At 71.6% G+C, this 13,680-nt stretch carries 13 protein-coding genes; 2 read left to right on the top strand and 11 right to left on the bottom strand.

Going from position 1 to position 13,680, the window contains the following annotated elements; all coding sequences use genetic code 11:
* Window positions 1-222 precede the first annotated feature (222 nt).
* Window positions 223-975, bottom strand: coding sequence for a class I SAM-dependent DNA methyltransferase (locus tag ACFXB5_RS17110; protein WP_385208225.1), 753 nt, complete (start codon window positions 973-975; stop codon window positions 223-225).
* A 91-nt stretch (window positions 976-1,066) separates the two neighbouring features.
* Here ACFXB5_RS17110 and ACFXB5_RS17105 point away from each other — a divergent pair, with 91 nt between their 5' ends.
* Window positions 1,067-1,525 carry a VOC family protein gene (locus ACFXB5_RS17105; protein WP_385208222.1) on the top strand — a complete coding sequence of 153 codons (459 nt, stop codon included), beginning with the start codon at window positions 1,067-1,069 and terminating at the stop codon, window positions 1,523-1,525.
* Between the two features lie 344 nt (window positions 1,526-1,869).
* Here ACFXB5_RS17105 and ACFXB5_RS17100 read toward each other — a convergent pair whose 3' ends face one another.
* On the bottom strand, window positions 1,870-2,646 hold the full coding sequence (locus ACFXB5_RS17100; RefSeq protein WP_385208219.1) for an alpha/beta fold hydrolase: 777 nt from the start codon (window positions 2,644-2,646) through the stop codon (window positions 1,870-1,872).
* 111 nt (window positions 2,647-2,757) lie between these two features.
* Here ACFXB5_RS17100 and ACFXB5_RS17095 point away from each other — a divergent pair, with 111 nt between their 5' ends.
* Window positions 2,758-3,585, top strand: coding sequence for a helix-turn-helix domain-containing protein (locus tag ACFXB5_RS17095; protein WP_385208216.1), 828 nt, complete (start codon window positions 2,758-2,760; stop codon window positions 3,583-3,585).
* A gap of 118 nt (window positions 3,586-3,703) precedes the next feature.
* On the opposite strand, the gene ACFXB5_RS17090 is transcribed toward ACFXB5_RS17095, so the two are convergent.
* The 9 genes from ACFXB5_RS17090 to ACFXB5_RS17050 form a co-directional block, all read right to left on the bottom strand.
* The gene (locus ACFXB5_RS17090; RefSeq protein WP_385208213.1) at window positions 3,704-5,677 is read right to left on the bottom strand and encodes an exo-alpha-sialidase; all 1,974 of its coding nucleotides are present in this window, start codon (window positions 5,675-5,677) and stop codon (window positions 3,704-3,706) included.
* Window positions 5,678-5,939: 262 nt separating this feature from the next.
* A complete protein-coding gene (locus ACFXB5_RS17085; RefSeq protein WP_385208210.1) occupies window positions 5,940-6,071 on the bottom strand; it encodes a hypothetical protein in 132 nt (43 codons plus the stop codon).
* Window positions 6,061-7,374, bottom strand: a complete 1,314-nt coding sequence (locus ACFXB5_RS17080; RefSeq protein WP_385208207.1) for a serine hydrolase domain-containing protein — start codon at window positions 7,372-7,374, stop codon at window positions 6,061-6,063. The genes ACFXB5_RS17085 and ACFXB5_RS17080 overlap by 11 nt, the downstream gene beginning before the upstream one ends.
* 157 nt (window positions 7,375-7,531) lie before the next feature.
* The gene (locus ACFXB5_RS17075; RefSeq protein ID WP_385208205.1) at window positions 7,532-8,290 is read right to left on the bottom strand and encodes an SDR family NAD(P)-dependent oxidoreductase; all 759 of its coding nucleotides are present in this window, start codon (window positions 8,288-8,290) and stop codon (window positions 7,532-7,534) included.
* Window positions 8,287-9,726, bottom strand: a complete 1,440-nt coding sequence (locus ACFXB5_RS17070) for an MFS transporter (RefSeq protein WP_385208202.1) — start codon at window positions 9,724-9,726, stop codon at window positions 8,287-8,289. Before ACFXB5_RS17070 ends, ACFXB5_RS17075 begins: the two co-directional genes overlap by 4 nt.
* A gap of 106 nt (window positions 9,727-9,832) precedes the next feature.
* Window positions 9,833-10,417 (bottom strand): TetR/AcrR family transcriptional regulator, encoded by a 585-nt coding sequence (locus ACFXB5_RS17065; RefSeq protein WP_201854262.1) that lies wholly within the window; start codon window positions 10,415-10,417, stop codon window positions 9,833-9,835.
* A 191-nt stretch (window positions 10,418-10,608) separates the two neighbouring features.
* The gene (fdhD, locus tag ACFXB5_RS17060) at window positions 10,609-11,475 is read right to left on the bottom strand and encodes a formate dehydrogenase accessory sulfurtransferase FdhD (protein WP_385208199.1); all 867 of its coding nucleotides are present in this window, start codon (window positions 11,473-11,475) and stop codon (window positions 10,609-10,611) included.
* 5 nt (window positions 11,476-11,480) lie between these two features.
* Window positions 11,481-12,353, bottom strand: coding sequence for a 2Fe-2S iron-sulfur cluster-binding protein (locus tag ACFXB5_RS17055; protein WP_385208197.1), 873 nt, complete (start codon window positions 12,351-12,353; stop codon window positions 11,481-11,483).
* Window positions 12,350-13,680: NADH-quinone oxidoreductase subunit F (locus tag ACFXB5_RS17050; RefSeq protein ID WP_385208195.1), on the bottom strand; the 1,331-nt coding region annotated here is incomplete at its 5' end. The genes ACFXB5_RS17055 and ACFXB5_RS17050, both read right to left, overlap by 4 nt.

Below are 13,680 nucleotides of genomic sequence, written 5' to 3'. Positions count from 1 at the left end.
GGGGGGGGGGGGGGGCCCCCCGGGGCGCGGGGGGGTGGTGCGGCTTAGGCTCTCCCCCCCTCTGCAGCTGAGGGTCGGCGCGGGGCGGCCCCGCCGATGCGCGGCGCGGGCGCCGGAAGCGGCGGCGACGGGAGCCGAGAACAGGGCCGGGGCTCGGGCTGGTTCGGACAGCGCGGACGACGCGGACAGCGCGGACGACGCCGCGCTGACCCGCGTCTGACGTCAGCTGGTGGCGGCCGGGTTTCCGGCGCCCGGGTTTCCAGCGGCCGGGTCTCCGGCGCCCGGGTTTTCGGCGCCCGGGTTTTCGGAAGTCTGGTCGTCGGCAGGCGGCAGCGGCTTGCGGGCGATGAGGGACGCCTGCGGGGTGGGTTCCCAGCGCTCCGGTTCCCGGAAGGTCCGGGCGTGGACCGGCAGTCCGGCCCCGGCCAACAGCTCGGCGATCCGGTCCGGCTGCCACCGGCGGAAGGTCAGCGACACCTCATGGCCGAACGCCTCCGTGTAGACCCGTTGCTCGTCGCCCACCTGGAAGCCCACCAGCGCGTATCCACCGGGCGCCAGCACCCGGTGGAACTCGGCGAACACATCCGGCAGCCGCTCCTGCGGAATGTGGATCGTGGAGTACCACGCCACCACGGCGGCGAGGGTGCCGTCCGGGATGTCCAGGGCCAGCATCGACCCCTCCTCGAACCGCAGCCCGGGGTGCTCCCGCCGGGCCAGCTCCACCATCCGCGGCGACAGGTCGATCCCGTACACGGACAGCCCCAGACCGTGGAGATGCGCGGTCACCCGGCCCGGTCCGCTGCCCACATCGGCCACCGCTCCGCCCCCGGCGTTCCGCACCAGCTCGGCGAACCCGGCGAACACCGCCCGTTCCAGCGTCTGGGCCGCCAGTTCATCGCGGAAACGCTCGTCGTAGTCGATGGCCATGGCGTTGTAGGACGCCCGGGTGGAATTGAGGAAGTCGGCTTCGGTCACGGCCGTACACCCTAGCGGGACGCACCGCGGCGGGCCTCGATGTCGGACCCGTTGGGAGGCCGTTGTCAGACCCCTCTGGGAGGCTTCGGACATGACGACGCTCACGCTGCAACTGACCATCGACTGTGCCGAGCCACGCCGGTTGGTGGCCTTCTGGTCCGAGGCCCTGGGCTATGTGCCCGAGCCCCCGCCGGGCGGCCACGCCACCTGGCGGGAGTACTGGGTGGACATGGGGGTGCCCGCGGAGGAGCTGCCCCCCGGGGCCGGGGAGATCCCGGAGTCCATCGTGGATCCGGAGGGGCAGGGTCCGCGGGTGTGGTTCCAGCAGGTTCCGGAGTCCAAGGTCACCAAGAACCGGCTGCATCTCGATCTGAAGGTGGGCGGCGGGCGGGATGTGCCCCTCGCGGTCCGCACCGAGCGCGTCACCGCGACCGTGGACCGGCTGAAGAAGGCCGGAGCCACGGTCCAGCGGATCATGGACGAGCCGGGGATGGAGTACTACGCGGTGGTGCTCCAGGACCCGGAGGGCAATGAGTTCTGTGTTGTCTAGACAGGCGCCCCGAAGGGGCGCGGGGCTGGGTAGATGTGCGGCTCCGCCGCGTGGGCGCGACCAGCCACGACGGTGCCGCAGACGATCGACGGCAGGTATGGGCACTTTCCGCGGAGCGCTTAGAACTCGCGCAGACAGGCAGATAGGGCGTCTGCTCATGGGCGCAGCGTTGCCCCGGACCCCGGGCGGCTGGCTCGGGGAACAGGTCGTCCACGATGCGGTGCCGGCCGCTGTGCGGCGGTGTACAAGCAGATCTGTCGGGTGCGGTGCAACGCGGCAGGGCCTGTCCCGGCCCCGTGGGCGGGTGATCAGGGGCACAGCCCGTCGTCGGGCCGCGGGGACGGTCAGGCTGCCGGCGCGAATGCGGTGATGGCGTCGACGAGGTCGGCCGGGGCTTCCAGCGGGATCAGGTGACCGGTGTGGGGGACCACCACGAAGTCGGCATGGGAGAGGTAGGGCACCAGGTTGTCGCGGAGCACGCCGACGGGCTCCACCTGGTCGTGTTCTCCGGCGACGACGAGAGCGGGCACGCTGACCATGCGCGTGTGCTCGGTGATGTCCTGCGCGATGCCGCGCTGCGGCCAATCGGTGCGGGCGGCGTCGGTGACGGTCAGCGAATCGGTCACGATCTGCGCCTTGACCGGAGCGGGCAGCTCGGTCGCGGTGAGGACGTGATCCCGTGCCCCGGCCACGGACTCGGCGGAGTCGTAGGCGTGCGACAGGGCTTCCTGGTACTCGGGAGTGACCTGTGCGGAGGGCTTCGCCGGGCCGGAGCCGACGAGAACGATGCCGCGCAAGCCGGCGGGCCGGGTGGCCGCGACCAGCTGTGCGACCTTACCCCCCATCGAATGCCCCACCAGGACGTAGTCGGTGACCCTCGCATCCGCGAGCACGGCGAGCGTGTCGTCGGCGAGCTGACCGAGCGTATAGGGACCGGGCAGTGCGCTCGACCGGCTCCACCCGCGGAAGTCGACCGTGAGCACCTCACGGCCCGCAAGGCGGTCGACGACCAGGTCCCAGGTGCGGGCAGAACCACCCCAATAGTGCAGGAACACCAGAGTCGGCCCGGTCCCCGGCCGATGGTCGTAAGCGGGCAGAAGCGTCTGCTGCGTCGTGTTCATGATGGCTCTTCCGGTCGATGCTCTAGGCGATTGCCCTGTGTATTCATTGAAACTTCTGCACCCGGACGGGGCATCGGCGTGACTGGTCGCCCGATGGTGAAAACTGGACACGTGAGCGTGATCCGGCAGATGACCTACCAGCCCGCAGGACGCCGCGCCGCCTCGGTCGAGACGATGACGTTCGGCCGCCTTCGCGAGCTGAACGACGGCGGCACGCAGCGCGCCGACTTCCACGTCCTTGCCGTCATCGACGCCGGACCCGGCTCAGTCACGGTCGATTTCCACCTCCACCCGCTCCAAGATCGGTCCGCGGTGTGGATTCCACCCGGCGCGGTGCACCGGTGGGACGACATCGCCGAAGTGGCAGGGCACCTCGTGCTGTTCGTGCCGACCGCGCCGGTCACCCACACCACCCGAGAACTCGTCGCCTCCCCGGACCTGGCCGCGCACTGGAGCATCCCCGCCGCCGACTGGCCCTTCGTCGACACGGCGCGCAGCCATCTCCTCCTCGAAGCATCCGCCCCACCCAGTGACTCCTCGACGGAGCTGCCCGAAATCCTGCTCTCCGCGCTCATCACCCGGCTGCACCCACCGCACGCCGAAGCACGGCTCACACATCCGGTGTTCCGGTTGTTCCGCTCCAGCGTCGAAGCGCACTTCCGGCAACACCACGACGTCGGCTACTACGCCCGTGCGCTGGGATACGCGCCCCGCACCCTCTCACGAGCGGTGCAGCAGGCCACCGGCCGCACCGCGAAGGCGTACATCGTCGAGCGGATCACCCTGGAAGCCAAACGGCTCCTCGCACACGACCGCCTCACCGCCGCCCGCTGTGCCGACATACTCGGCTTCTCCGACGCATCCAACTTCTCGGTGTTCTTCCACAAGGCCACAGGCAAACGCCCGGGCGCGTGGCAGGCGACGGTGGCCGCCGAGTGAGGAGGTGCCCACAAGAACACTCACATCTGTGATCACGTGGCGTCACAACCCATGATCACCGGAACTCCGTGCTCGCCTCTCTGTATCGGTGCGCCACCGTGCCTACCCGCGCGACCTCTTAGTTGTGGGATGACCGCACGCGGTCCAGGGGGAGGCGGACGAGGGCGCCGGAGTGGGGGTCGTCGAGCGGGGCGTTGAACTCGCGGACACGGCGCAGTTCGGTGTCGGACAGGGCACGGGCGTACAGGCGGAACTCATCGAGATCGCCCGTCATATGGGAGCGGCTGTCCACGGCCTGGCCGAGGTGGAGGCCGAAGGGCGCGGTGCGGCTCACGGTGCCCGGGGCGTCGGGGGCGGTGACCGCGGTGCCGCCGTCCACGGTGAGGGAGAGCCGTCCGCCGCTGCGGACGAGGGCGAGGTGGTGCCACTGCCCGTCGTTGTACGCGGCGTCGGTGGACACCGAGGCGCTGGTGAAGGTGGCGAAGCCGTTGACCGTGGTCATCAGCGCCCGGATCCGGTTGCTCCCGGGCTCACCCCGCAGCCAGACCTGCGGCTGTTTGTTGCCGATGCCGCCCATCCACAGGAACGGATGCTGCCCGGAGGCGGCCGAGTAGCGGAACCACAGGCTCACGGTGAAGTCGCGGGTGCCCAGCGGCAGGGCGTTCCGGTACGGGACCCGTACGGCGTCGTCCGTGCCGTCGAAGGACAGCGCGTCGCCGAAGCGGCCGTCGTCGCGCCCCGCCGCGCCGCCGAGCACGGTCGCGGACCGGGCGCCGGGCGCGCGGTCGTCGGTGGTGGGGGAGGGCGGCCGGCGGGAGCCCAGCCAGTCCTCGGTGAAGCGGGCGAAGCGGATCTCGTCACGGGCGTCCACCGCACCGCCCTCGTACAGCAGGCCCACCGTGTCGCGGGAGACCGCGACCATGTCGGAGTAGCCGGACCAGTCGGTGGTGACGACCTTGCCGCGGTCGACACCGTCCCAGGTGCGGGCCTCGTCCCAGGAGGAGCGGACCATCATGGTGCGGCGGCGGTCGGGGTCGGCGGGGGCGGAGAAGAGCAGCCGGCTGTAGCCGTCGCGGGCCGGGTCGCGCAGCCGCAGGATCGAACCCTGCACCTGGGGGGTGGGCAGATCGGGGATGGTGCGGAAGGGCGCGGTGAAGCTCTGGCCGCCGTCCCGGCTGATGGCGTAGTCGCGGTGGCCGAGATCGGTGCCGTCCTGCTCCCGGCCGTTGACGTAGATCGAGCCGTCGGCGCGCTCCACCAGCGTCATCTCGGACGGCTTCTGGCGGAAGGTGCCGTCCTCCGCGAGCGGGTAGCTGTCCACCGCGCCGATGCGCCAGCGGTTGCCCCCGTCGTCGCTGTAGGCGAGCGCGGCGTGGTTGTCGGTGATGCGGCCGCCGCTGAAGCTCTCGGTGTTGAGGGTGAAGACCAGCCGGCCCTTGTGGCGGCCGCGCTGGAGCTGGATGCCGTGGACGGGGCCGGTGGCGTACCAGGAGTTCCACTGGGCCGGCATCAGCGAGGAGCTCAGATCGCGCGGGGCCGACCAGGTGGCGCCGTTGTCGTCGCTGTACTGGAGGTGCGGGGAGCGGTCACAGGGGATGTCGCAGCTCTGGGAGTCGTCGCGGCCGGTGTTGTAGGTGCTGGCCAGCACGATGCGGCCGGTGCGCTGGTCCACGATGGGCGCGGGGTTGCCGTGGGTGTCACCGTCGCCGTCATTGACCACCTGGAGCGGGCCCCAGGTGCGGCCGCCGTCGGTGGAGCGCTTGAGGACCAGATCGATGTCCCCGGCGTCACCGCAGTTGTCGACCCGGCCCTCGGCGAAGGCCAGCAGGGTGCCGTCCTTGGCCTTGACGACCGCCGGGATCCGGAAGCAGGAATAGCCCTGTTCCTGGGCAGACTTGAAGAGGACCTGTTGTTCGAAGCCGGAGTCGGCGCGGGCCGCGGACGCGGTGGAATCCGTGTCCGCGGCCCGTACCGGAAGCGGGACCAGGGCCAGCGCCGCGGCGGTGAGGAGCACGGAGGCGCGGCGCCGCCACGGTCTGGCACGGGAGCGGGGTGGTCTGCTGCGGGGACGTGTGCGGAGAACTGACGCCATGGTCACGGCCTGCCCTTCAGACTGCCTCGTTGAGGCATCGGCATCTGGACGTCGAGGCCGTCGGGCATCACGCCATGAGGCATCATGCCGTCAGGACATCAAGACATCCCATGTCTCACACATGACTGCGGCTGAAAGTGTCTCGTCCTGCGGTCGCCCTGGACAAGGACCGTGCGTCATATCCTCGTGACACTGCGCCAGTTGAGGTGAGGGCGGGGCGCGAGGGGGACGGTACCCGCCCCCGGACGGCGCCCCGCTTCGGTCAGCCCATGGCCGTCTGACCCGCCGTGATGACCCGGTCCAGCAGCGACCGGGACAGCTCGAGCTCCTCGATGGCCGAGGTCATCCGATCCCGCTCCGCGCGCAGTTCACTCCAATGGGTGTCAGAGTTCACGGCCTCCGATCCCCTCGCACAGAACGCGGTCGATGAGGCCCTGCAAGGCCCGCTCGGCCCGCAGCACCTGCTCGTCATCGGCGGTCTTGCCGCTGGAGCTGATGGTCACCGAGCGCCGCCCGCCCTCGGTGAAGCCGGTGCGCACCGTGGCCCCTTCGAGGTCGCCGCCGTGGCCCCAGAGGTAGCCGCCGCAGCTGAGCGGCTGCCGCATCATCCCGAGCCCGTACTGGGCGTGCGGGAAGGCCACCTCGAAGTCCGGCCCGACGGGGACGGTCCGGCGCATCTCGGCCAGCTGCGCCGGGGGCAGCAGACGACCGCTCAGCAGGGCGGTGAAGAACCGGTCCAGATCGCGGTCGGTGCTGATGATGGAACCGGCCGCACCGCCCCAGGAGACGTTCCGCAGCGTGGTGTCCGTCCAGCCGTCGGAGCCGGGGAAGCGCTGATACGTATGGGCGTACGGGACCTTGAGCCGCGGATCGTCCCCGGGCTCAGAGGTGCCGGTCAGACCCAGCGGGCGGATGACGCGGTCGCGGACCTCCTCCGACCATGAGTGACCGGTGACCTTCTGGATGATCATTCCGGCGAGGACATAGCCGGGGTTGGAGTAGTTCCAGTCGGGTTTGGGGTCATCCGCCGGGGCGGGCGGGAAGTCGGGCCGGTGCTTCATCGCCCCGGCGACCACCCGCTCGGGGGAGACATGGTCGAACCGGGTCCGCTCGAAGTCCGCCGCCGAGTCGCCGGTGTCCTCGCTGTAGTCGTAGTTGTGGATGCCGCTGGTGTGCTGGAGCAGATTCCTGACGGTGATCCGGCGGCCGTCGTTCCCATTGCCGCTCACCACGCCCGGCAGCCACTTGTCCACCGGATCGCTCAGCGAGAGCCGCCCCTCGGCGACGAGTTGGAGGACGACCGTGGCCACGAAGGACTTGGTGACGCTCGCGGCCCGGTAGTGCGCCCCGTACGGCATGGGGCGGCCGGTGTCGCGCTCCGCCTCGCCCGCGCGGGCGTGGATCCGGCGGTGGCCGTCGCGCACCTCCACGGTGATGCCGATGAATCCGGCGTCCTCCAGCGTCCGGGCCACCGCGCGCCGCAACTCGACCTCGGTGAGCCGGCGGTCGGCGGAGGTGGCGGAGGTGGCGGAGTCGGTGGAGCTGGTGGAGTCGGTGGACGAGGTGGCGGACGAGGCGGGGCCGGATTTCGGCGCTGTGGCGGCGGCCGGGACCGCGGCCGCACCGCCGAGGAGGGCGGCGGTGACGGCGGCGGCCGTGACGAGGCGTAAACGAGGGCGCTTCGTGGATGCGTTCATGTCTCACCAGCCTCCGTGGGACGGTGGTGCCCCGGCCATGCGGCAAGCCCCCGGGGTTCGGGTGGGGGCAGCCCCATGGCCGGGCTCCGGCCCAAGCGTTGACCGGGTTCCGGCCGGGCGCTGACCGGGCTCCGGCCGGGCGCGCGCTCGGGGCCGGTCAGGCCGACGAGCCGCTGTCCACCACGAGATCCGTGCCGACCACGGCGCCCGCCGCCGGTGAGGCGAGGTAGAGCACGGCCGCCGCGATCTCGTCCGCCTCCGCCACCCGGCCCAAGGGAGTCTCGCTCTTCGCCCGCTCGGCGCGGTCGGCCTCGGTCTCACCCGGCAGCAGCGACATGGGGCCGTCGGAGGCGCCGGGGCTGACCGCGTTGATCCGGATGCCCTGATGGATGTGGTCGAGCGCGGCGATCCGGGTCAGCGTGGCGACCGCCGCCTTGGAGGTGCTGTAGGCACCGAGGCCCGAAACCCGCAGATGGGCGCCGAGGTTGGAGGAGACATTGACGATCGTCCCGCCGCCATGCTCCTTCATGTGCGCGATCTGGTGCTTCATGGCCAGCCAGACGCCGGTGACATTGGTGCGCAGCACCGCCTCCCAGTCCTCCTCGCTGACCTCACCGACGGGCCCCTTGCCGCGCAGTATCCCGGCGTTGTTGACGGCGATGTCCAGTCCGCCGAAGCGGGCGACGGCGCTGTGCACCAGCTCCCGGAGCTGCCCGGAGTCGGTCACATCGGCGGTCACGGCGGTGGCCCGGCCATCGGCGGCCTTGATGAGGCGGACCGTCTCGGCCAGGGTGGATTCGGTGCGGCCCGCGGCCACCACGGAGGCGCCTTCGGCGGCGAAGGCGAGCGCGATGGCACGGCCGAGACCGGTGCCCGCTCCGGTGACGAGGGCGGTCTTTCCGGTGAAGCGGTTCACTTCGTGGCTCCTTGAGGAAGAGGGGAGGGACGGGACGGACGGCTCCGCTGGACGCGGAGGTTCAGGGCGGCGACGAGGGCGAGCGCGGCCCCTGTCGCGGCGAGGGAGACGGCATCGCTGCCGAAGGTGAGCACGATGGCGAAGACCACGGTCGGGCCGAGCTCCATCGCGGTGTTCAGCGCCCCGCCCGCGAGCCCGGTCCGCTCATGCGGCACCCCGTGGGTGGTGAGCACGGTGGCCCCGGCGAAGGAGGCGGCGGCACCGGCCGGCAGCAGCACCAGCCCCGGCAGCAGCGCTGAGGCGTACGGAGTGTGCGGGTCGAGCCCGGTGAGGGAGAGCAGCACCAGCCCGGCCCCGGCCGTGGCCAGCCCGGCGGCGGTGACGACGCGGGGGCCGAAGCGGGCTATCAGCGGCCCGGCCGCCCGCCCCGAGGTGAGCAGGGCGATGGCGAACGGCACAAAGGCGGCCGAGGTCCGCAGCGGCGACCAGTCACGGTCCTGCTGGAGATGGAGCGAGAGGGTCACAAAGGTCATCGCGGTCGCACAGGCGCTGAACGCGATGGCCGCGAGGGCGAGCGCCCGCCGCCGGTCCAGCAGGAAGCGCGGCGGCAGCAGCGGATCGCCCGCCCGGCGCTCCGCGTACCAGAACGCGATGAGCAGCGCGGTCCCTATGAGCAGGGGCACCAGCACCCCGGCCGACGACCAGGGCAGGGCATCGGTGGCCACGAGCCCGTAGCTGGCGAGCGTGATCCCGGCCGTGGCCAGCAGCGCGCCCGGCAGATCGAGCGCCCGGCCCCGGCTCGGCGGGGTGTCCGGCAGCAGCCGGGGCGCGAGGACGAGGGCGGCCACGGCCACCGCCGACGGCACGGCGAAGCTCCAGCGCCAGGACAGCAGCTCGGCTATGACGCCGGAGAGCAGATTGCCCGCGGTCGCGCCGAGCACGGAGAGCCCGCCCCAGGTCGCCATCGCCCTGCCGTAGGCGGCGGGAGCGGGGAAGACGGCGCGCAGCACGGTCATGGCGGCGGGCGCTATCAGGGCCGCCCCCGCTCCTTGGGCGAACCGGGCCGCGAGCAGGGTCCCGATACCGGGGGCGAACGGGGCGGCGGCCGAGGCGGCGGCGAAGAGGATGAGTCCGGCGGTGAGGGCCCGCCGTCCGCCGTAGCGGTCGGAGAGGCGCCCGCCGAAGAGCAGCAGCCCGGCGAAGGTCAGCCCGTAGGCGGCGCTGAGCAGGATCAGATCGGCCCGCTCCAGACCGAAGGCGCGGCCGATCTCGGGCAGCGGCACGGCGATCGCCGCGAGCGTGAAGATCAGGGTGACCTGGACGGAGCCGAGCAGGGCGAAGGCCCGGCGATGGTGGGTCGTGATGGTGGTGGAGTCTGTGTCTGTGTCTGTGTCTGTGTCTGTGCCGGTGTCGCACGGGGTGTCGGTGACGGTCATATCTCCCCCAATATTTGACCGATCGTTTTAATATGCGGGCATGCGAATGGGCTCTTTGTGACTCCCGTGATCGTGATGTTGGGCCCAAAAGGTCAGAACATGGAGATCAGTCCAGCAGTGCCAGCGCCTGCTCCGCCGCGTCCCGCACCCGTGCCGGGTCGTCCGACGCCTTGCCGACCACCCGCAGCCCCTGCATCAGCACGAACAGCATCCGAGCCAGCGCGCGGGGGTCGCGGTCCTCGGGGAGCTCCCCCTGGGCCTGGGCCCGTATCAGCGCGGAGTGCAGCGGGGTCTCCACATGGTCCCAGCTGATCTCCACCCGGCGGGCCGCCGCCGGGTCATGCGGGGCCAGCTCGGCCGCCGTGTTGGTCACCAGACAGCCTGCCAGCCGCATCTCCGGGGAGGCGGCCTCCTCGGCGAAGCGGCGCACCAGCGCCCGCACCGCGGGCAGTGCCGGACCGGGCTGGGACAACTCGGCCAGCAGGGACGGGTCGCGCGTCTCCGCATAGCGGTCCATGGCCTTCAGGTACAGCTCGTGCTTGCTGCCGAAGGTCGCGTAGATACTGGCGCGGCCGATGCCGAGATAGTCGACGAGGTCCGCCATCGAGGTCGCTTCATAACCGCGCTGCCAGAACAGCTCGAGAGCCGACTGCAGGGCGGCCTCTGGATCGAATTCCTTCGTTCTGGCCATGACCCAACCGTAGCACCTAACCAGAACGAGCGGTCAAGAACACTTTCGAGTGAAAGCCCGTGCGCGGAACGTATGTACGGGACCGCGGGGCGACGGGGCGACGGCGCTACCGGGCCCGGTAGGGGCCGGCCGACGCAGGGGGCGCTCCCCGTCGGCCGGCCCGCCAACCCGTGCAGCGGGCGGACCGCTTCTCAGGCCCCGCCAACCGCTGTCCGCAGGGCGAGCCGCTGCTCTCCCGCGTACACGTTCATCGAGGTGCCGCGGAGGAAGCCGACCAGGGTCAGCCCCGTCTCCGCCGCCAGATCCACCGCCAGCGAGGAGGGCGCAGACACCGCCGCCAGCACCGGGATCCCCGCCATCACGGCCTTCTGCGCCAGTTCGAACGAGGCGCGTCCCGAGACCATCAGCACCGACCCCGACAGCGGCAGCAGGTCCTGCTGGAGCGCCCGCCCCACCAGCTTGTCCACCGCGTTGTGCCGCCCTACGTCCTCCCGCAGGTCCAGCAGCTCACCGTCCGGGCTGAACAGCGCCGCCGCGTGCAGACCGCCGGTCCGGTCGAAGACGCGCTGCGCCGCTCGGAGCCGGTCCGGGAGCACGGAGAGCGTCTCCGGCTCGATCCGGACGGCGGAGCCCCCGGCGTCCTCGAGGTCGTCCGCCAGCGGCCAGCGCGCGGTCGTCCGCACCGCGTCCAGGCTGGCCTTGCCGCACAGACCGCAGGACGACGTCGTGTAGACATTGCGCTCGAGCGTGATGTCCGGGACCGGCACGCCCGGGGCCAGCGTCACATCCACCACGTTGTAGGTGTTGGAGCCGTCCTGGGTCGCGCCCGCGCAGTAGACGATGTTCGCCAGCTCGTCCGCGCGCCCGAGGACGCCCTCGCTCACCAGGAATCCGGCGGCGAGGGCGAAGTCGTCGCCCGGCGTGCGCATCGTGATGGCCAGTGGTTTCCCGTTCAGCCGGATCTCCAGCGGCTCCTCCGCCACGAGGGTGTCCGGCCGGGTGCTGACCGCCCCGTCCCGGATGCGGATGACGCGGCGTCGCTCGGTGACCCGTCCCATGTCGATCAGTCCCGGTTCTCTGCGTGGTTCTGTACGTGCTGGTACCCGAAGCGGCCCTTGATGCACAGGTTCCCGTGTGTGACGGGATTGTCGTGCGGCGAGGTGACCTTCACGATCTCATTGTCCTGCACATGGAGGGTGAGATTGCAGCCCACACCACAGTAGGCGCACACCGTGGTCGTCTCCGTCTGGGCCGCCTCGTCCCACGTCCCGGCCGTCCGCATGTCGAACTCCGTCTTGAAGCTCAGCGCGCCGGTCGGGCATACCTCGATGCAGTTGCCGCAGTAGACACACGCGGAGTCGGTGAGGGGCGCGTCGTGCTCGGTGGAGATCCGGGCGTCGAAGCCCCGGCCCGCGACCGCGATCGCGAAGGTGTTCTGCCACTGCTCACCACAGGCGTCCACGCACTTGTAGCAGAGGATGCATTTGTCGTAGTCGCGGACGTACAGGTCGTTGTCGACCTTCGGCTCCTCGTCCACCCGGGCCGCGTCCGCGCCGAAGCGGTCCGGCTCGGCCCCGTACTCCTCGATCCACTCGGCGGCGCGCGGGGTCGTGGACATATCGGTGGAGGAGGCCAGCAGCTCCAGGACGACCTTACGGCTGTGCCGGGCCCGCTCGGTGTCCGTGCGCACCTCCATGCCCTGCTCCACCCGGCGGGAGCAGGCGGGAGCGAGGGTGCGGGCGCCCTCCACCTCCACCACGCACACCCGGCAGGCGTTCTTCGGAGTGAGCGTGTCGCCCTGACACAGGGTCGGGATGTCCTTGCCCGCGGCGCGGCACGCGTCCAGCAGGGTGCTGCCCTCCGGGGCGCGGACCGGTTCGCCGTCCAGGGTGAGGTCGACCAGTCGGCGCGGGGGTCGCAGCGGTATCGAGGTCACTTGAAGGCTCCCAGGCGGTCGATGGCGGACTCCACGGCGTTCCAGGCGGTCTGGCCCAGACCGCAGATCGAGGCGTCCCGCATGGCCTGGCCGACCTCGCGCAGCAGCGCGATGTCCCCGGCCGCGGCGGGGCCCGTACGGTCCTTGAGCCGGTGCAGCGCCTCCTCCTGCCGTACGGTGCCCACCCGGCAGGGGACGCACTGGCCGCAGGACTCGTCGCGGAAGAACTCCGCGATGCGCAGCAGGATGCGGGGCAGCTCCACGCCGTCGTCCAGCACCAGCACCACCCCCGAGCCGAGCGTGGTGCCCGCCGCGCGCGTGCCCTCGAAGGTCAGCGGGACGTCCAGTTCGTCGGGGCGTACGAATCCGCCCGCGGCGCCGCCGAGCAGCACCGCTCGCAGGGTCTCGGGCGGCCCCGCGAGCTCCAGCAGCTCCCGCAGCGTCGCCCCGAACGGCAGCTCGTAGACGCCGGGCCGGGCGACCGTGCCGGAGACGCAGAACAGCTTGGTGCCGGTCGAGGTGTCGGTGCCGGTACGCGCGTACGTCTGTGCGCCCTCGGTCAGAATCGGCAACACATTGACCAGCGTCTCCACGTTGTTGACCGCGGTCGGCTTGCCGAACAGCCCCTTCTCGACCGGGAAGGGCGGTTTGCTGCGCGGTTCACCGCGCCGCCCCTCGATCGAGTTGAAGATCGCGGTCTCCTCGCCGCATATGTACGCGCCCGCGCCGCGCCGGATCTCGATGTCGAACGCGAACCCCTGGCCCATGACGTCCTTACCGAGGAAGCCACGGGCCCGGGCCCGGTCGATGGCGGTGCGCAGCCGGCGCAGCGCCCGGGGGTACTCGCCGCGCAGATACAGATAGCCGCGGTGGGCCCCGGTGGCGTAGCCCGCGACGGTCATGGCCTCGATGAGGGCGTAGGGATCGCCCTCCATCAGGACCCGGTCCTTGAAGGTGCCCGGTTCGCTCTCGTCGGCGTTGCAGACCAGATAGTGCGGATGGTCGGGCTGCTGGGCGGTGGCCGACCACTTCCGCCCGGTCGGGAACGCGGCCCCGCCCCGCCCGACCAGACCCGCCTCGGTCACCTCCCGGATCACCCCGGCGGGCCCGAGTGCGAACGCGCGCCGCAGGGCCGCGTATCCGCCGTGGGCGCGGTAGTCGTCCAGCGACCCCGGGTCCACCACCCCGACCCGGCGCAGCAGCACCAGGCCGTCGGCGCCGGCCTGGGGGACCGCGGCCACCGCGGGCGGCTCGGCCGCGGGCGCGGGGGGGGCGGGCCGCCCCGGCCGGGCGCGCCCGCGGCGGGGGGGGGGGGGCGCGGCCGCGC

Source organism: Streptomyces sp. NPDC059455, from assembly GCF_042750115.1.
GTDB classification, from domain to species: Bacteria; Actinomycetota; Actinomycetes; order Streptomycetales; family Streptomycetaceae; genus Streptomyces; species Streptomyces endocoffeicus.
The sequence above is the reverse complement of the archived record's forward strand: the minus strand, read 5'-3'. Positions and strand labels throughout refer to the sequence as shown.